This window comes from Dyadobacter sp. Leaf189, assembly GCF_001424405.1.
Taxonomy (GTDB): domain Bacteria; phylum Bacteroidota; class Bacteroidia; order Cytophagales; family Spirosomataceae; genus Dyadobacter.
The window spans coordinates 115590-134601 of record NZ_LMPS01000005.1 but is presented as its reverse complement, the minus strand read 5'-3'; the positions used below and the strand labels follow the sequence as shown (position 1 = coordinate 134601).

Here is a 19012-nt window from a genome sequence, read left to right as displayed (position 1 = left end):
TTACCTGAGCCGGTCAGCTGATTATATCACGCACTACCCTACCCGAAACATCAGTAAGGCGGTACCTTCTTCCAAGATGTTTGAAAACAAGCTTCTCGTGGTCCAAACCCAGCTGATGTAACACAGTAGCCTGAAAATCATGCACATGTACGGGATCTTTGGCAATGTTATACCCGAGCTCGTCGGTTTCTCCGTAAACCATTCCCGGCTTGATACCTCCACCTGCCATCCAGATCGTGAAGCAGCGGGGATGGTGATCACGGCCGTAATTATCCGCTGTCAGTTTGCCTTGTGTGTAGCTCGTGCGGCCGAATTCACCGCCCCAGATCACCAGCGTTTCATCCAGCAATCCTCTCTGCTTCAAGTCAGTAACCAAAGCTGCCGACGCCTGGTCCACGTCCATTGCCTGCTTGGTAATTTCGTAAGGCAGGTTACCGTGCTGGTCCCAACCCTGGTGATAGAGCTGCACAAAACGCACGCCGTTTTCAGACAGTTTGCGCGCTAGCAGGCAGTTAGCAGCGTAGGTACCCGGCACCAGACATTCGGGGCCGTAAAGCTTGATGATATCGTCCGATTCTTTGGATAAATCCATTACCTCCGGCACCGCAGTCTGCATGCGGTAAGCCATTTCATATTGCTTGATCTTGGCTGTAATTTCGGGATCGCCGAATTCCTGATAGGATAGCTCGTTGAGTTGCGACAAGTTATCCAGCATTTCGCGCCGCTCTTTCCGGTCCATTCCGTCGGGATCGCGCAGGTACAAAACGGGATCTTCGCCTTTGCTGAACTGAACACCCTGGTGCACCGAATCGAGGAAACCATTGGACCATAATTTGGAATAAACCCCTTGTCCATTACCCACGCCACGTGAAAGCAGAACAGTGAAATTGGGCAGGTTCTTATTTTCATTTCCAAGTCCATAACTCAGCCAGGAACCCATACTGGGGCGATTTCCCTGCTGGGAGCCGGTTTGTAAAAAGGTCAGAGCCGGATCGTGGTTGATCGCTTCCGTATACATGGATCTTACGATGCATATATCATCCACAATCTTGGAAGTATAAGGCAGCAAGTCGCTCACCCACGCCTGAGACTGACCATATTGCTTAAAATCCACGAACGAACCAACCAATGGGAATGATGCCTGATTGGCCGTCATACCTGTAAGCCGCTGATTCCCGCGCACGGACGGAGGAATTTCCTGCCCCAGCATTTCACGCAGCTTGGGTTTATAGTCGAAGAGCTCCTGCTGCGAAGGTGCGCCATTCTGGAACATATAGATCACGCGTTTGGCTTTCGGCGCAAAATGCGGAATGCCCGGCGCAAGTCCCTCCTCTTCCAATCCGCCACCTTTCAGCAGATCAGGCATTAACAACGACCCAAGCGCCACACTCCCGATTCCCAGGCTCATAGTAGATAAAAACCGCCGGCGATTAAAGTTGAACCCGTGTTCTATGATTTCTTTGTCCATATCTTTTTGGCTGTTAGCTGTTAGCTGTTAGCTGTTAGCTGTTAGCTGTTAGCTGTTAGCTGTTAGCTGTTAGCTGTTAGCTGTTAAGTGAAAGTCCGTATTTCGAGATATACCTATCAGCTTTGGTTCTTTTTATAAAGTCACAACTTCTCTATTTTTCTCACATCATAAAAGCAAAAAACTAATAGCTTGTAGCTAATAGCTAATAGCCAACAGCTACCCCCTAGCTTTTCGTTATCGTCTCCTCCAAATTGTAAATCGTCGAGATAACCCTCATCAATGAGGCCAGGGCTTTTTTGTCGACGTTTCTTGTCAATGGATATTCCCCGATCGCGATCATTTTTTCGGCGGAACCCGAACTGATCGTTTTTAGCTCTTTTTCATAATATCCTGTCAAAACAGCAAGCTCCTTTTCGGAAGGTTTGCGGCAGACGATCAGCCTGAATGCTTTGGTGATCTTTTCGCTTGCATCTGTCTTCTCCTGTAAAAGTTTTGCAGAAAGCACACGCGAAGCTTCCAGCACTGCAGGATCGTTCATCATCACCAGCGCCTGCAATGGTGTATTGGTTTTCAGCCTTTTTACTTCGCACAGATCCCGGTTACTCGCATCGAAAATGCTCATTGTAGGTGGTGGGACTGTTCTTTTTATCAGCGTGTACATTCCGCGGCGGTAAAGGCTCGGACCGTGATCCTGATTGTACACGGACAATAATCCACGACCCGACGTGGCGCCCTCCCACAAGCCGGCAGGCTGGTAGGGTTTTACGCTCGGCCCTCCGATGGTTTTGTTTAAAAGTCCGCTGCTCGATAGCACCAGGTCTTTAATAAACTCGGCATGAATGCGGTATCTCGACCCGCGTGCCAGCAGGATATTATCGGGATCAACTGCGAGTTTCTCCTTGGTAACTACTGCCGACTGCCGGTAAGTAGCCGAGGTAACCATTTGCTTTACAAGCCTTTTGATATCCCAGTTATGCTCCATAAAGTCAACAGCAAGCCAGTCGAGTAATGCAGGGTGCGAGGGCAATTCTCCCTGCATTCCAAAGTCACCGGAGGTTTTTACAATGCCCTTTCCAAAGAATTCCTGCCAGAGAATGTTGACGTAAACACGGGAAGTCAATGGATTTCGCTTATCAAATAGCCACTGTGAAAGTCCGAGCCGGTTTTTAGGATATTTGCTGTCAAAAGGCAGAATTGAACTTGGCGTACCGGGCTGCACTTCGTCCCCGGGTGCGTCGTAAACGCCTCTTTTCAGAATGTAAGTTTTCCGCGTTGAATCCAGATCGCCCATCACGGAAACGATCAACCTGTTTGTATCAGGCTTATTGACGAAGCTGAGTATGCTTTTCACATCCTCGTCGCTGATTTCCATTAAAGGCTTTTTGGCATAAGTTTCGGGCCCGCCGATCACGGATTCGATACCTACTTCATTCACATTGTTAAAGAATGCGAACATCTGATAATATTCCTTCTGCGAAAACGGGTCGTATTTATGATCGTGGCAATGCGCGCATTCGAGTGTGACGCCCAGCAATCCTTTTCCAAAAAGATCATTGCGATCGGTTACGTACATAATGCGGTACTCCTCGGGAATCACACCACCTTCCTCGGTTATTTTATGGTTTCTGTTAAAACCAGTCGCAAGAAGCTGCTCTTTTCCCGAATTCGGGAGCAAGTCGCCCGCCAGCTGCCAGGTTACAAAATCATTGTAATGCATGTTTTTGTTAAATGCATGGATCACCCAGTCGCGCCAGGGCCACTGTGTGCGGTAACCATCGTCCTGGTATCCGTGCGAATCTGCATAACGTGCCAGATCCAGCCAGTGAATGGCCATTTTTTCACCATAGGCAGGGTTTTTCAGAAGCTGATCAACCATTTTCTCGTATGCCTCCGGACTTTTATCAGCCAGGAATTCATCCATCATTTGCAACGTCGGCGGCAGACCTGTCAAATCGAGGCTAAGGCGTTTTAGCAGCCGCTCTTTGTCAGCTTCTTCATTTGGCTTTAAGCCCTTTTGTTCCTGTTTTTCAAGAACGAAATAGTCGATCTCGTTTTTCGGCCAATCCTCATTGTCAACCTCCGGCACTGCAATTTTCCGCGGCGCGACAAATGCCCAGTGCTTCTCATACTTCGCTCCTTGCCTGATCCACCTTTCAATCAGGTCAACCTCACGTTGCGACAATTTGAGGTTGGAAGCAGGTGGCGGCATCCGCAGGGAAGTATCTGTGGTAGTAATGCGCAGGTACGCTTCCGAGAGTTCCGGTTTACCCGCGACGATCGCGTGTGCTTTTGGATTGTCCTTTAATGCCTTGAATGCAGCCACAGGATCGTCAAGACGCAAGCCGGCTTCTCGCTTGTTCGCGTCAGGACCGTGACAAGCCAGACATTTATCTGAAAGAATGGGACGTATATCGAAGTTGTAGCTAACCTGCTCAGGTAATTTTTCGTCAGTAGCCTGGTTCGACGACGTATTGTTGCAGGATTTAAAAACCAATGCGCTACATACCAGGAGTATGGTGCAAATTATTCTTGTCTTAAATGTCATGGTACGAGGTTCAGGAAACTGCTTGTACAATTACGTCAGCTAATTCAATTAACGCAAAATTGTACACTTATTTATACAATAATGAACATTTTACATACAACAACTATCCTGCACTATACTGCCTGTACCATATTTTAAATAGAGAATGCAATTCAGTTTATCCTATCCATTGAATTCTGTCAAAAAACCGGTTTGCGAAAGCTGCGCGAAGTAAGAATTTGGCCTGCTACTATGAAACCCGGGCAATGAAGGCTAATTTGCGCGCTGCAACTATTCATCATTATGGGACTAAGGACCTACATCAGGGAAAATTTCATCCTCGATATAAAACCATTTAAACCGAAAAATCTGCGCCGACCGGCCAATATGCTGGAAGTGGTTTCAGCCTGGGAAGGTTTGGAACTGATCATACCAGATATCATAGACCAGTTTCACCTGGGCAATGAGCGCTGTATTGAATTTGGGGTGGAATTCGGGTATTCCTCGGTGGTATTCTCCAATTTTTTCCAGTCGGTAACAGGTGTGGATACCTTTGAGGGCGACGAACATACGGTCAACAAAAGCGAGCATTTCCGAGATACAAGTGCACGTCTGGCACCTTATCCGAATATTCACCTGGTTAAATCTGATTACCGCGACTGGATCAAAACAGACCGGAACCGGTACGATCTAGCGCACGTGGACATTGTTCACAACTACAAGGAAACATTCGAATGCGGCCTTTGGGCAGCGCAGCACAGCGATTGTACGATCTTTCATGATACCGAAAGTTTTCCGGCTGTAAGGCAGGCGGTCAAAGACATTGCCAAACAAACCGGGCAGACTTTGTACAATTATCCCAAACACTTTGGCCTGGGAATTCTGGTAGATAAAAAATCCATTTCCAGGAAATAAATAGCTGTATTGCAGGTATGGAAAAGATTCCGGTCATCATCGATTGCGATCCCGGGCAGGACGATGCACTGATGCTGATGCTGGCATTCGGCAGCGGACAACTGGATGTAAAAGCGGTAACGGTATCGGCAGGAAACCAGACGCAGGACAGGACTTTTGCCAATGCAATTAAGATCCTTTCCCTGATTGGCGCCAACGCACCCGTATTCCGTGGTGCTGAGAAGCCATTATCCTGCGAGCTTCTTATAGCAGATGAAATGCATAGCGAAACCGTGCTTGATGGACCTTTATTCCCTATAATTACTACCCTGCCTGATACACTTCCCGCCGCAGCAGCTATTGCCGGCATCTTAGAAGAAGCAACCACGAAAGTGACGATCGTAGCGACAGGCCCGCTTACCAACATCGCCACATTCCTGAGCAGTTATCCTCATTTGAAGGCTAAAATCGAGCGCATCGCGCTCATGGGCGGAGGTATTTTCCGGGGTAATATGACGCCACTGGCTGAGTTCAATATGTACGTAGACCCGGAGGCAGCCGCCATTGTTTTCCGGGCCGGTGTTCCTGTTACCATGTGCGGCTTGGACGTAACACACAAGGCGCTGGTTTATCAGCGTGACATGGAGCTGTTCCGGACTTTCAAGAACAAATCAGGCGAAGTAGCAGCAGGCTTGATGGAATTTTTAGCAAGAAACTACCCTGAGCAAACGGCTGAATCGGAAATAGGAACCGCGTTACACGATCCCTGCGCCATTGCCTGGCTTCTTAATCCCGGCATATTCAAGACAAAAGTGTGCTATGTGGATGTGGAAACGAAGGGCGAATTGACGCGCGGCGCTACTGTGGTGGATTTTTACAATGTACTTCATCGGGAACCTAACACCATTGTAGCCTACGACGTCGACAGACCGGCTTTGATCGATATGCTTTTCAATGCAGTGAGGAACCTGCCCTGAAATTAAAGGAGCACAGAAACTTCGTCTTCCACGCTTCTGCGGCTGGCCTGGTGCCTTACCACGATATTCCCGGTGTACAAAATAGCCAGCCCGGCAACAGAACAAAACGCCATCATCCCTACCATCGGAACGGCTGTATTATTGTGAAAGAGGCTGACCAGCGCAGAAATAATCGCTCCCGCGCCCATTCGCCAGCTGCCCATCAAAGCCGAGGCGCTGCCCGTGTGTTTATGAAAGGGAGCCAGCGATAATGCAGATGCATTCGGGCCTGTTAAGCCCTGTCCGCAAAGGAAAAGGAACATCATTCCAATCAATGGAAGCAGGCTAAACCAGCTATTATAAACCCCCACGATCAAAACCAGTCCTACTAAGCTCTGACTTATGAGCGTAGTTTTAATGATCTGCTCGCTTGTAAATTTCTTTAAAAGAATGTGGTTCAGCTGCGTGGAGCCGATCATCGCAAAAGCGAGGAATGCGAAAATCCAGCCGTACTGCTGTTCGGACACTTTGTAAATATTCATAAAAACGTCCGAGGAGCCGGCTATATAGGCGAAAGGTGCCGCTGTGGCCAGGCCGCCTGCCAGTGTGTACAGTAAAAACTGCGGCTGGCTCAACACAATCCCGAATCCTTTCATCACGGCACGAGGCTGCAGGGAAACAGAGGGATCTGCCGCCCTCCCCGTAGGTAGAAAAAAGTAAATTGCGAGCATCATCGCACCTACAATGCCAGCCAGGATTACGAAAATCCATTGCCACGCGATCGTGGAAGTTACATAGCCGCCAATAGTGGGGGCTATCATTGGGGAAACGGCGATCACAAGTGTGATCAGCGAAAATACTTCTGCCCTCTTTTGAGGAGCAAAAAGGTCACTCACCAGCGCCTGCGACGCCACCAGACCTACACAACCGCCCATCGCCTGAAAGAACCGCATCGCGATCAATGCATCTACGGAGGAAGTCAATGCGCAGCCGATGGACGCAATTACGTACAAGCCCAAACCTACGTAAAGGGGCTTTTTACGACCGAAACGGTCAAGCAACGGACCGTATAGAATTTGTCCTAAACATATCCCGATCAGGTAACTGGTTAATGAAAGTTGTACCCTGTCGATTGTAGTGGCGAGATCCGAGGCTATCCGCGGAAAGCCCGGCAGGTACATATCTATCGAAAATGGGCTGACAGTCGCCAGCGAGCCCAAAATCAGGATGATATAGAAATATTGCTTTTTCTCCATGGCTGTCTATAATACTAATCTTTTAACGGGTCAAAAGCGGGTTTAAGTTCCGGCCTTTCTATAAGTACAATCTTTTCATCAATGATGAATATCAGGCGCATCCAATGTTGCGGTATCTGCGTATAGTACAATATCGCTGCGCTTCGTGGCGCAATATTTTTCTTATATTTAAATCAATTGCACTAATCAATCCATTCAACCTATGAGAACAATCTTCTTATTACTGACATTCTTTATGCTGAAAACATTTCTACCCCGGCACGCGGAAAAAGTCAATTCCATTCCCGTTTGTCACACAGTGGCCATTCCGGGTAATAGCATGTCTGCGCTTGCAGCAGATCCCAGTTTTCAGATGCTACACGAAAATCCTGCCGCTTTCACTTACCAGGGCGCTGGTGAAACAGTTTCGTTTGCTACGCCGGATGGAAAAACGGCCAGCGGCTTTTTGCTGAAATCCCCGAAAAAGTCAGATAAGTGGCTGTTTGTGTATCAGGAATGGTGGGGATTAAACGATTACATCAAGCAGGAAGCAGCCAAACTGTACAAAGACCTGGGGGATGTAAATGTGCTGGCGCTGGATATGTATGATGGAAAAGTGGCGACTACCCGTGAAGAAGCGGGTAAACTAATGCAGTCCTCACCTGCCGAGCGGCTGGCGGCGATCACAAAGGGCGGACTTACTTACGCTGGTACAAATGCAAAAGTGGCCAGTATCGGCTGGTGTTTTGGTGGAATGTTGTCGCTGCAGAATGCGATTGAAGGTGGCAAGCAAGTAGTCGGCTGCGTGATGTACTACGGCCGCCCGGAAACGGATATTGAGAAATTGAAGAAGCTGAATACGGACGTGCTCGGAATTTTCGGAAGCCAGGATCAGGGCATTTCACCGGCTATGGTAAGCAAGTTTGAAGAAGATATGAAAGCTGCCGGCAAAAAGGTTACTATCAAAATGTATGACGCAGTGCACGCCTTTGCGAACCCAAGCAATGCGAAATATGATCCGGCAGCGACTGCAGATGCATACAAGCTGACGATCAGCTACCTGAAAAGTAAACTATCTTAAAACGTAGAACAAACAAAATGCCCGCCGGATAACAACTATCTGGCGGGCATTTTCATAATTTTCCAGACTTATTTATCGTCTGTTTTCTTCTTAATGTCACGCTTAACTTCCTTGGCTTCGTCCTTGGTGGCATTGTAGGCTTTCTCAGTTCCACGTTTCGCTTTTTTGGCGCCCTTTTCTACGCCGTCTCCTACGTATTCCGCACCTTCCTTGGTTTTGTCACCAACGTACTCAGCGCCGTCTTTGGTTTTCTCGCCCACAACTTTTGCGTCTTTCTTAATCTCCTTACCTGCTTTCCGTCCGGCAGATTTGGTCTTGTCGACAGCTTGTTCAGTTTTAGTTTTTGCATCCTGCGCGTAAGCAGCAGATGAGAATGCGATTAAAGCGGCTAATACAAATACTTTTTTCATGATTTCAGTTTGTTCAAATGGATCGCCCGAAAGTGGGGTCGATGAAACAGAGCAAAAATCATTCCGCGGGAACAACCCGCGTCACAAACTTCGTTCTGTTCTGATCTCTGAAATTTCTTTGAAAATGTCTTCTTCGGAAATCTCAGTGATGTTCGGGAGCGTATTCGAGAAATTACTCCATCGTTCGTTCCAAGAAGGTTTTGTTTCCTTTACCGAGATCAATCCCAGCGCCGCCATGTCATCGATCAGCCGTTTCACCTCGGGATTACTTATTTCAATCGTTAGTGTTTCCATAAGAGACTATTTACACCAATTTAGGATTTTACATTGGGAAAACAAAAAGTGTATTTCTCAACTCCTAAACGAATAAACCCGGCCGTTTGTGGCCGGGTTTATCTTCAATGCAGTCAAGTTGCTTGTTCTTTACTTCAATTCCTTGGAAGCAGCTGCGAATACCTCGGTAGATGCGCTACCAGTCTTTTTTGCTTCGAATGTAGTTACCTTTTCGGTTTTAGCCTTCTCGTTCATTCCATGCATATCCGCGTGCTCCACTGCAATGTGCGGCGCGATTACCAGGGAAACGATCGACATCAGCTTGATCAGAATGTTCATTGAAGGCCCGGATGTATCTTTAAACGGATCTCCCACAGTATCTCCGGTTACTGCCGCCTTGTGCGGTTCTGATTTCTTGTAGTAAGTCTGTCCGTTAATTACCGCGCCTTTTTCAAAAGACTTCTTGGCATTATCCCAAGCGCCGCCTGCATTGTTTTGAAAAATTCCCATCAATACGCCCGATACAGTCACACCCGCCAATGTACCTCCGAGTACCTCTGGCCCGAAAAGAAAGCCGACCAGTACAGGCACAATCAGGGCGATAAGGCCAGGCGCTACCATTTCACGGATTGATGCCTGCGTGGAGATAGCAACACATTTGTCGTACTCCGGCTTAGCCGTACCTTCCATAATACCCGGGATCTCGCGGAACTGCCGACGTACTTCTTCCACCATTTTCATAGCCGCGCGACCTACCGCCGCAATGGCGAGCGATGAGAAAATAAAAGGTATCATCGCTCCGACAAACAGCCCGGCGAGCACATTGGCTTTATAAATATCAATTGAATTGATCCCCGCCACACCGCAGAACGCAGCAAAAAGCGCCAGGGAAGTAAGTGCCGCCGAAGCGATTGCAAAACCTTTTCCGGTCGCAGCAGTGGTGTTACCTACTGCGTCGAGCACATCTGTACGCCCGCGCACTTCCTCGGGCAAATGCGCCATTTCGGCAATTCCACCCGCATTGTCGGCGATCGGTCCGAAAGCATCGATCGCGAGCTGCATGGCAGTTGTCGCCATCATACCTGCCGCGGCGATCGCCACACCGTACAGACCTGCAAATTCATAACTGATAAAGATACCCGCTGCCAGTACAAGCGTCGGGATTACGGTTGATTCCATTCCTACTGAGAGACCACCAATAATATTGGTTGCGTGGCCCGTAGAAGACTGGTTAACAATCGACTGAACTGGCCGCTTGCCCATTGCAGTATAATACTCAGTAACCATCGACATAATCGCACCCACAACGGAGCCCAGCAGAATTGCCCAATAAACGTCCATTGCCGTAAAATCAACCCCTCTGATCGTGAGCGTACCCTCGGGCAGCATCCACATCGTCAAAGGATAACTTACAACCAGCACCAGGATAATGGAACCCCAGTTCCCCCGGTTTAATGCTGCCTGTACATTGCCATTATCATCAGCAACACGCACAAGCATCATCCCGATGATAGACGCAATCAAGCCCATTCCAGCGATGACCATTGGAAGCAGGATCGGTGCAATTCCACCGAAGTTATCCGTTGAAGTAGCGACAATCTCCCGACCTAAGACCATGGTTGCCAGAATTGTAGCCACGTATGAACCAAACAAATCGGCGCCCATTCCGGCTACGTCTCCCACGTTGTCACCAACGTTATCCGCAATAGTAGCTGGGTTGCGCGGATCGTCTTCGGGGATTCCTGCTTCAACCTTACCGACCAGGTCGGCACCCACGTCAGCTGCTTTGGTGTAAATACCGCCGCCTACACGCGCAAAAAGCGCAATCGATTCAGCACCAAGCGAAAATCCGGCGAGTACTTCCAGCACTTTTTCCATTGCCAGCCCATTCACGTCTGTGCTGTCGCCTACGAATGCGGAATATAAAATGATAAAGAGTCCGCCCAGCCCTATTACCGCAAGGCTTGCTACGCCAATCCCCATTACGGAACCGCCTGTAAATGAAACTTCCAGTGCTTTTGCAAGACTGGTTCGCGCAGCCTGGGTGGTACGCACGTTAGATTTTGTAGCGATATTCATGCCGATGTACCCTGCAAATGCAGATACAAAAGCACCGATTACAAACGATATTCCAATAAATGCACTTGAATTTTCAACGAGGGTACCCGAGTAGCCCAGCAATATTGCAACTATAATTCCAAAGACGATGAGTACACGCCATTCGGCTTTCAGGAAGGCAAGGGCGCCATCTGCGATAGCATCCGCTATCTCTTTCATTTCAGGACTTCCACCATCCTGTCGGACAACCCAGCCTCTTTTGAAGAACATAACCAGCAGGCCAACAAGACCGAGAACCGGTACTAAATAGGTAATGACACTCATGCTATATCCAATTTATTGTTAAAATGTTTACAATTCCGTAAATATAGAAAATGAGACCTCATAACAAAATCCAAAAACCCGCTTTTTGGTTAATTCTTATAGATTTTATAAAAATTTAATGAACATAGCTCAATGGGAATGCCTCAGAAATTGAAGCATTTTACAACAAAACCCGACCTAACTAATTAGTCTCCAGCGCCTTTGAGCCTGCCGGACGGAAGATTGCGAGAAGAAGCAGACTGCCCAGGAACCCCGCCAAACCGGCAGCTATCGCGAGCATTGTTCCTCCCAACATGTATTGCACAAGATTGAGGTGAATGGATTCGAGCGTCAAGTTATCGAAAGAACTGATTTCCACACCTTTCTCGTAGAACAAACCGCCGAATTGGTAGCTGGCGAAGATGATGAATGGAATAAATGGAGGAATACTGATATGGGCGGCAGTGAGGAAAAGGACTTTGTTCATCCGAAAGAAAATCGAAAGCGGGATCCCGATCAGCAGCTGAAAACCCCAGACTGGTAGAATTCCCATAAAAAAGCCGAAACCAATGGATCTGGCCTTGTCAAAATTGGATTCGCCCGGCTTGACAGCTTCCTGTTTGATCAGGTTCCACAAACCTTTCCGCCTCACTTGCAGGATCAGCCGTTTGGGCAGATAGTAAAGCAGGGTAAGTATTACAAGCCACGTATTAAGAATACTAATGCGGGTGAAGTCGCGGAACGGACGAAAATGCGTAACCCGCTCATTCTTATCATAAATAACCTGTATGTTAATAGGAACAATGGGTACATCACGCCAGGCCATTTTCACGATCACTTCTATCTCGGTTTCAAATTTCCGCGTGAAAAGCTTCATGGATTCAAGCGGCTGCAATGGGTACAGCCTGAAACCCGTTTGTGTATCGGGAAGCGTGATCCCGGTTTCAAACTTGAACCAGAAATTGGAAAATTTGTTGCCAAACGAGCTTTTGCCCGGCACCCCCTCCTGCTCCATATTCCTTGATCCCATGATCAGTGCACCCGGGTTTAAATGCGCGGCTTCGATGAAAGCAGGTATGTCGCTCGCGAGATGCTGACCGTCCGAGTCGAGCGTGATTGCATTCTGGTAACCCAGCAGAATGGCCTCCTGAAAAGCCCGCCTGAGCGAGTAGCCCTTTCCGAAATTTTTGAAATTGTTTAAAACACGCAGTTTAACGCCGTACGAGGACAGTATGTACTTGGTATCATCCGTGGAACCATCGTTGACCACAATCACCGTCTGCCCGTCCGCGTAAAGAAGCACAGAATCGATAACCCTCCGTAATGTGTTCTGATTGTTGTAAGTAGGAATGATAATGCAGCACTTGATCTCCGAAAGAGTCATTTTAGTTACGGGACTGATAAAAAATTTCTTTATGTCCGTTGAGTCAAAAAAGAGAGTAAATAACTCAGATGAATGTTGCTTGCAGCTTGAAAAAAACTGAACCGCCACTTTCCCCGGAAGCGATAATATCCAGCGTATCCTGCATCTTGTATTTGATAGAAACCGTCAGTTCTGTATGCATTGATGGATCGAGTACTTCCAGAAACTTACAGGTTCTCAGCGTTTTTAACTTCACCTTTCTGCCTGTATGCTGCGCCAGTGTCTCCTGCACCATTTCCAGCTGAATCACCCCCGGTACCACCGGCGCACCTGGAAAATGTCCGCTAAAAAGTGCGTGTGCTGGATCGATTGTCACTGCCCCATTTACGCCACCGTCTGTTTGTTCGAGTGCCCCGATATGGTAAATTCCTTGCTGCATCCTGTTCAAGTATACTTATAAATTTTGGAAGAGACTATCGTTAATCGACTGATTGAATTTCTCAGATGAAAATTTCATCACGCTTTTGTCACCTCCCTTTTCAAAAAACGTCAATTCTTTCACCCTGAGGGAGCTTTTGGGAAAAACCATCGTGATTTTTGAATAAATATTTTTAAGCCGCCGGTTAATGGGGGTCAGCACGATCTGGTACTGATCTTCATTCCCCAGACAAGCAATGGAAAACGCTTTGTTCTGCTGGAAATCGCCGTTAACAAGCCCTATCATAAGCTCTTTAATCTGCGAAGCCATTCTGCCCGCCTGGCCCACATTCTTCTCTTTTCCGCCTTCCTGGATGCGCAGCTTATCACCGTTAATTAATATGACGTATTTAGAAGGAGTCTTCTGTTCCCAGCGCATTTTGTCTTTTTGCTGAAAATAGAACAAACCTGAGGAACGCTCGGGCTCTTTGAGAACTGCCAGGAATTTTTCTTCTGTGAATGCTGCCTGAATGGATGTCGTAGCTTGTGAAGTTTTACGCAACTCAGTCAGGACTTTTTCCTGATCAGCCACCGGCTTGAAAGTTTGTGCGTGCAAAACATGTGTAGCCCCAATGCAGAACAAGCACAAAACGAACCTGAATTTATTCATAAGCTTCTTTTTCAATGAGTTGGGAGAGAGGTATAATCTTGATCCCCTTTTGCAGACAATGCTCGATCACATCTTCAACAGAATCGGCAGTAACGCGCAGGTTGTCGTGCAGCAACACTATATCCCTCGTTTTTAGCCGGGCTATGATCTTGTTGATAATCTGGTACTTATTGGTAGCGCGCGTATCCAGGCTCCGCAGCGACCAGCCTATTGAATGCAGCCGCAGCTCTTTCAATACCTTCGCATAAATGGGGTTTGTGACGCCAAATGGCGGTCTGAAAAACACGGGCGACTTTCCTATGGCAGACAAAATCGCCTCACTGCATTTTTCAATGTCGTGTTTCAATTTTGTCCCCGGGAAAAACCCGAGGAAATAACTGTGGCTATAAGTATGGTTGCCGATAATATGTCCCTCACTTTCAATTTGACGAAGCAGTTCCGGGTATTTTGCAGCCTTTTTGCCAATTACAAAAAATGCTGCTTTCACATTCTTTTCTCTTAAAGCTTCCAGGATACGCGGTGTCGTATCAGGGTCCGGACCATCGTCGAATGTAAGCGAGATAGCCTTTTTCCTGCCTTGGTTAATGGACTTGAAAAAGTAGTTGGACTGGATTTTAAAAGATCCGTAAGCGGTAATTGCGAGGTAAGCCACCACAATAGCCACAAAGACTAACCATGCAAAGCCGGTCTCCCAAAAGATGATCCCGCTCAATGCAAACACAGTAATAGATGTGAATGTGACGATGTTATGCTTCAACTGATTGTATCAATGTTAATCCCAGGTTCTCACTTCTCAATGCATTTACGATGAGTATATTCCGAATCGATCTATCAGTTCGCATCAGATCTGCCGCGTAGTGCATTCCAAAAGCAGCGGCAGTTGGGTAAATGCCCGAAAATGCCAGATAGTCAATGCATCGCTCTCCGCTCATACCAGCCGAAGTAAATAAGTCCACCAACTCTCCGGACTGTTCCGGCAGCAGCGACGCAAACAAGACATAGTCAACCTCAGCTGCATTCAGTTCATTCCTTTGCAAGAAATCGTTGATCGCCGAAGTCTTGCTTTCCGGGAATGCAATAGGCCAGCAATCTTTTACACAGGCAACCGTGTCGCTTTCGGGTGCATTGGAAACAATAAAAAATGATGCCGCAGAAGTAAGCTGACGCGCAGGACGCACGTTCAGTTCGCCCGCTATTTCCGTCAATATCTCAATGTATTCATCCGCCGCTCCCACCAATATGCTGGCTTCTCCGTCATCCAAAAGCATCATCGCGTCCAGCAATGCATGCTCGAAAGAGAGCGTGTTCTGCGTGTGGGTCATATTGTAGCCGTGATTGCTGATGCTCAGCGAAATCTGGCCGGCCATTGTATTGTGCGTCGACTGGATAAAAGAAGTGGGCGGCAGCAATCCCTCAACGGTTAATGAGGTATTGAGGAATTTTTCAGTGTCGTGCAGGCAGCCCAGACCCGTTCCAACAATGATCGCATCCGGCTGTTCCAAGTGCGACTGCGCAAGGCAATCCTTCGCACAAGCCACAGACATACGCAGGATCTTGCTCATGCGGCGAAGCAAACCCGCATCAATAAACGCCTTGAAGTCAGGAGTTATCAAAGAGGAATCCGCTTCCAACGCACAGATCGACTTCGAAAATCCTGCATTTCCAAAGGTAGGCTGGTGCGAAATCGTGGAGGCGGCTGAAATATAGTACACGCTTTTTTCCATATTAAGCACGATCTGAAAAGACCAGAGATGAATTATTACCGCCAAAACCAAAGGAATTGGACAACACAGCCCGCACTTCCCGGTCGGTTTGCAACGTTGTGACCGGCTCTAATCCGGTCTCTTCGATGCTGTTTTTGAAATTCAGGTTTGGGTAAATGAGGTTATTCTGAATGGATAAAACTGAAAAAACAGCCTCAATCGCGCCGGCGGCGGCAAGCGTGTGACCTGTAAATGCCTTTGTTGAACTGAATGCGGGAACCTGGTCTGCAAAGACATTCTTCAAAGCGACAGATTCTGATAAATCATTGTTTTTGGTGCCGGTACCATGCGCATTTACATATGTGATCCCGGAAGTATTCAAACCGGATTTCTTCAAAGCCTGCGCTATCGCCAGGGTAGCACCTTTTCCTTCCGGCGAAGAGGCGGTCTGGTGATATGCATCTGCCGCATTCGCCCAGCCGCTTAGATAGGCGATCGTCGCGTTTCCTGAGAATTCAATGCTTTTTTCATTTTCCAGCAACAAAAAACCAGCGCCTTCACCCAGGTTCAATCCACTTCTCGATTCATCGAAAGGGCGGCACCATTGATCGTCATAAATCATCAGCGACCGGAAACCATCGATGGTAAAGCTCGCCAATGCATCCGAGCCGCCTACCAGCACCCGATCCAGTCTGTTTTGCAGGAGCAGCCTGGCACCGAGCATGATCGCATTGGCACCTGACGAGCAGGCAGTTGACAAAGTATTAACGTAATCTTTAATACCCAGCTCAGCGGCGATCCGCTCAGTTGTTGATCCGCTGTCGTGTGTTTTGAGCAACCGGAAATCCGGATTTTCCTTTGCGAGATAATCTTTGTAAAAATGTTCGCTGCGGTCCATTCCGCCTACCGAAGTAGCCGAGATAATGCCTGTCCGCAAGGATTTTGACAACCTGTTTTTACCCCAGGCCTCGCGTGCTGCCAGCAGCCCAAGCAGTGAAGTACGGGACACATACCTGGTACCAATATGCAATGCAGCTTTCAGGTCTTCATTTGAAATCTTGGCCTCTCCCACCAGCAATTCCGAATTTTCTTTCAGAAAAGCCATTTTACCAATTCCCGATTTTCCCTCTTTCAATGCACGCAGGTTTTCTTCAACCGTTAATCCAATTGCAGAAACAACACCGATACCTGTGATCCGGACTCCCATTGATTGTTCGATCAGCTTTTGCGTTTGCGGATGTATTCCGCCATTGTGTTGACAGACTTGAATGCTTCTTTGCCTTCCTCGGGCTTGGTAACCTGGATACCATGGTATTTTTCGAGCAGAACGATTAGTTCGAGCGCGTCGATAGAATCGAGTCCGAGTCCTTCGTCGTTGAAGAGCAGGCTATCGTCGGCAATGTCCGCAGGCGTGATATCTTCGAGGTTAAGCTGTTCTATGATCTGTTTTTTAAGGTCTTCTTTGAGCGTGTCCATTGCCTTATAAATATTGAGTGTGAATTTTAGTTTGTTGGAAAATTATGTCAGCGACAGGTTTAACAGGTTTTCTGCATTCAGTTCCAGGCTGTCCGTTCCGCTTTCCTCAACGAGAAAAAGTAACACGTCGATACTGCCTTCCAGAACTTCCAGCCACCCGCAAAGTGCGGCCTTCGCGCCTGTTGATCCTATTACCTGCAAATAATTGAGGAAGAATCCGGGAGCGAATTTAGGTAAAACAGCAAACATATTTTCGCCGTACCATTTGTTCAAAATGGCTATTTCACCCAAAACAATGTTGGGCAAGGTATAAACAAACACAGACGGACTTGGTGAATCGCTTCCTTCGTAAGACTTAATAAAACGCAAGTCCGTATCAGTGCTGGACACGCTATTCGCGAAAACCAATGCAATTTCATCGTCTTCGTAATTCGTTGCAAAGTCCGGATTAGCACGCTTGATCAGCTCGGAAGCCAGGTAACCCGCCTGTGAGAGCGAGTCCATTTTATAGAATTTGGGGTAGACGAATCCCTGCTCCTTGTAAATCTGCTTGAACCAGGAATCGGACGATGCTAAGTCCCTGCGCGCCACCTCGGCGCCATTTACTGCACAATAATCCTCTTTTAGCCGGCAATATGCTGTAATACGCTTCATATTTTTCGGATGATCAAAGAGGCATTTCCGCCGCCAAAACCGGATGCAGTTTTCAATATTGTTCTCAATTCTTTCTTTTCATTTTCCAAAACCACATGGAGCGGCTTTGAGGTACCCGCATTGCGAAAACCCAGGCTTTTAATGAGCGCTCCATTTCTGATCATCTGCATGGAGGCTGCGGTTTCAATAACGCCGGCTGCACCCAAAGTATGTCCGAAATATCCTTTGAAACTATTTAAAGGAACATTGCTCATATCCAGCCTGTCGAATGCAATGGATTCCATCTCGTCGTTGAATACCGTCGCAGTCCCATGCGCCGAGATAAAATCGATATCGCCGGGTTGTACCTGATTATTGGCGAGCGTCTTTTTCACACTCCTGTACAAGCCTTCACCAGTCCGCGACGGGCCCGAAATGTGGTTAGCATCGTTGGCGCTTGCGCCGGTCAGAAGTTCAAGCGGCGCTTCATAAAAAATGGTACTCGATCGGGAAAGAACGACAGCACTGCAACCCTCGCCCAGCGTAATCCCGTTCCGGGCCACGTCGAACGGAGCACAAGGCTGGTCACTTGCCGCGAAAAGCGACTGAAACCCGTTTATAACAAAGTCCGAAAGCACATCACAGCCAATAACAACGGCGTGATCATACAGATTTGACTTAATAAAATTACTAGCCGCATTAATCGCCAGTACTCCCGAAATGCATGCATTTGAAACAACAACAGGCACATTGACCAGCGAAAACCGTACGCGCATTGCCTCCATTACGGACGCAAACTGATCCTTCACATTGACATCCAATGCACCTTTGGTCGAACTTATAAGTACAAGGGTTCGGTCCGAGGAAAGAATGGCGGGATCAATTTTGTGGGAAATAGCAGTGAGACTGTCCGTAACAAGCTTTTCAAATCTATTTTCGACTGAAAGTGAATGCATTTTGGCCAAATGGATGCTTTCACCTGAAAAACCAGCACCTGCTACCAGCGAGATGCCCGATCTGTTTTCCATTAATCCGCTCCAGTTTTGCTCCGTCGTGTCGCCCAGAGGCGTAATCATTAACTCAGCCCCGATATAAATCATTCTGATGTTACTTTTTGAAAATCAGGCTAAACCTGGTTTTTTACTTTCCATTCCTGGTAGAATGCGGGCGTGATCAATTCCAGCGTACGCGTTTCCTTGTCCAGAAAAACCTGCATGGTTTTGCCTATCGCGCACAATTCCCCAGTTGTCAAGTTGATCACTTCATATTCAAACTGGATTTTGGCCGACTTGACAGGCACATATCTGGTTACAACTTTGATGGCTTGTCCGTAGTATACCGGCGCTTTGTGGTCTATTTCGGATTTAACGATCGGTGTAAAATAACCTTTATTAAAAATGGTCAGGTATTCTAATCCGTAAGTCTTACCAAATGCCTCTCTGCCGTCTTCAAAAAATTTAAGGTAGTTACCATGCCAAACTACGCCCATTGCGTCGGTTTCGCTGAACCGTATGTCTATTTCGATTTCCGAAGCAATCATTCTGTACT

At 47.5% G+C, this 19012-nt stretch carries 19 protein-coding genes; 3 read left to right on the top strand and 16 right to left on the bottom strand.

What is annotated here, in order from left to right:
* Positions 1-13: 13 nt before the first annotated feature.
* Positions 14-1468 (bottom strand): DUF1501 domain-containing protein, encoded by a 1455-nt coding sequence (locus tag ASG33_RS15075; protein ID WP_056286941.1) that lies wholly within the window; start codon positions 1466-1468, stop codon positions 14-16.
* Between the two features lie 223 nt (positions 1469-1691).
* Entirely contained in the window at positions 1692-4013 is a 2322-nt protein-coding gene (locus ASG33_RS15070) for a PSD1 and planctomycete cytochrome C domain-containing protein (protein ID WP_056286939.1), read from the bottom strand.
* 282 nt (positions 4014-4295) lie between these two features.
* Here ASG33_RS15070 and ASG33_RS15065 point away from each other — a divergent pair, with 282 nt between their 5' ends.
* Entirely contained in the window at positions 4296-4907 is a 612-nt protein-coding gene (locus ASG33_RS15065) for a class I SAM-dependent methyltransferase (protein ID WP_056286936.1), read from the top strand.
* A 17-nt stretch (positions 4908-4924) separates the two neighbouring features.
* Entirely contained in the window at positions 4925-5863 is a 939-nt protein-coding gene (locus ASG33_RS15060) for a nucleoside hydrolase (RefSeq protein ID WP_056286933.1), read from the top strand.
* A 2-nt stretch (positions 5864-5865) separates the two neighbouring features.
* On the opposite strand, the gene ASG33_RS15055 is transcribed toward ASG33_RS15060, so the two are convergent.
* The gene (locus ASG33_RS15055; RefSeq protein ID WP_056286931.1) at positions 5866-7098 is read right to left on the bottom strand and encodes a multidrug effflux MFS transporter; all 1233 of its coding nucleotides are present in this window, start codon (positions 7096-7098) and stop codon (positions 5866-5868) included.
* Positions 7099-7300: 202 nt separating this feature from the next.
* Between ASG33_RS15055 and ASG33_RS15050 the strand changes: the two genes are divergently transcribed.
* Complete coding sequence (locus tag ASG33_RS15050) at positions 7301-8158, top strand: dienelactone hydrolase family protein (protein WP_056286928.1); 858 nt, start codon at positions 7301-7303, stop codon at positions 8156-8158.
* Between the two features lie 68 nt (positions 8159-8226).
* On the opposite strand, the gene ASG33_RS15045 is transcribed toward ASG33_RS15050, so the two are convergent.
* From ASG33_RS15045 to ASG33_RS14985, 13 genes are all read right to left on the bottom strand, one after another.
* Positions 8227-8568 carry a hypothetical protein gene (locus ASG33_RS15045; protein WP_056286925.1) on the bottom strand — a complete coding sequence of 114 codons (342 nt, stop codon included), beginning with the start codon at positions 8566-8568 and terminating at the stop codon, positions 8227-8229.
* Positions 8569-8649: 81 nt separating this feature from the next.
* Positions 8650-8862, bottom strand: a complete 213-nt coding sequence (locus tag ASG33_RS15040) for a hypothetical protein (RefSeq protein WP_056286923.1) — start codon at positions 8860-8862, stop codon at positions 8650-8652.
* A gap of 129 nt (positions 8863-8991) precedes the next feature.
* Complete coding sequence (locus ASG33_RS15035; protein ID WP_056286920.1) at positions 8992-11223, bottom strand: sodium-translocating pyrophosphatase; 2232 nt, start codon at positions 11221-11223, stop codon at positions 8992-8994.
* A 181-nt stretch (positions 11224-11404) separates the two neighbouring features.
* The gene (locus ASG33_RS15030) at positions 11405-12586 is read right to left on the bottom strand and encodes a DUF2062 domain-containing protein (protein ID WP_056286917.1); all 1182 of its coding nucleotides are present in this window, start codon (positions 12584-12586) and stop codon (positions 11405-11407) included.
* Between the two features lie 64 nt (positions 12587-12650).
* Complete coding sequence (locus tag ASG33_RS15025) at positions 12651-13004, bottom strand: hypothetical protein (RefSeq protein WP_056286914.1); 354 nt, start codon at positions 13002-13004, stop codon at positions 12651-12653.
* A gap of 15 nt (positions 13005-13019) precedes the next feature.
* A complete protein-coding gene (locus ASG33_RS15020) occupies positions 13020-13652 on the bottom strand; it encodes an outer membrane lipoprotein carrier protein LolA (protein ID WP_056286910.1) in 633 nt (210 codons plus the stop codon).
* Positions 13645-14409, bottom strand: a complete 765-nt coding sequence (locus ASG33_RS15015; RefSeq protein WP_056286907.1) for a polysaccharide deacetylase family protein — start codon at positions 14407-14409, stop codon at positions 13645-13647. The genes ASG33_RS15020 and ASG33_RS15015 overlap by 8 nt, the downstream gene beginning before the upstream one ends.
* Positions 14399-15376, bottom strand: a complete 978-nt coding sequence (locus tag ASG33_RS15010; RefSeq protein WP_056286905.1) for a beta-ketoacyl synthase chain length factor — start codon at positions 15374-15376, stop codon at positions 14399-14401. Before ASG33_RS15010 ends, ASG33_RS15015 begins: the two co-directional genes overlap by 11 nt.
* A 1-nt stretch (position 15377) precedes the next feature.
* Positions 15378-16562 (bottom strand): beta-ketoacyl synthase, encoded by a 1185-nt coding sequence (locus ASG33_RS15005; protein ID WP_056286901.1) that lies wholly within the window; start codon positions 16560-16562, stop codon positions 15378-15380.
* Between the two features lie 11 nt (positions 16563-16573).
* Positions 16574-16831 carry a phosphopantetheine-binding protein gene (locus ASG33_RS15000; RefSeq protein ID WP_056286897.1) on the bottom strand — a complete coding sequence of 86 codons (258 nt, stop codon included), beginning with the start codon at positions 16829-16831 and terminating at the stop codon, positions 16574-16576.
* A 42-nt stretch (positions 16832-16873) separates the two neighbouring features.
* Positions 16874-17485, bottom strand: coding sequence for a hypothetical protein (locus ASG33_RS14995; protein ID WP_056286894.1), 612 nt, complete (start codon positions 17483-17485; stop codon positions 16874-16876).
* Positions 17482-18564 (bottom strand): beta-ketoacyl synthase N-terminal-like domain-containing protein, encoded by a 1083-nt coding sequence (locus tag ASG33_RS14990; RefSeq protein ID WP_056286891.1) that lies wholly within the window; start codon positions 18562-18564, stop codon positions 17482-17484. Before ASG33_RS14990 ends, ASG33_RS14995 begins: the two co-directional genes overlap by 4 nt.
* Before the next feature lie 26 nt (positions 18565-18590).
* Complete coding sequence (locus ASG33_RS14985) at positions 18591-19004, bottom strand: thioesterase family protein (RefSeq protein ID WP_056286888.1); 414 nt, start codon at positions 19002-19004, stop codon at positions 18591-18593.
* Positions 19005-19012 lie beyond the last annotated feature (8 nt).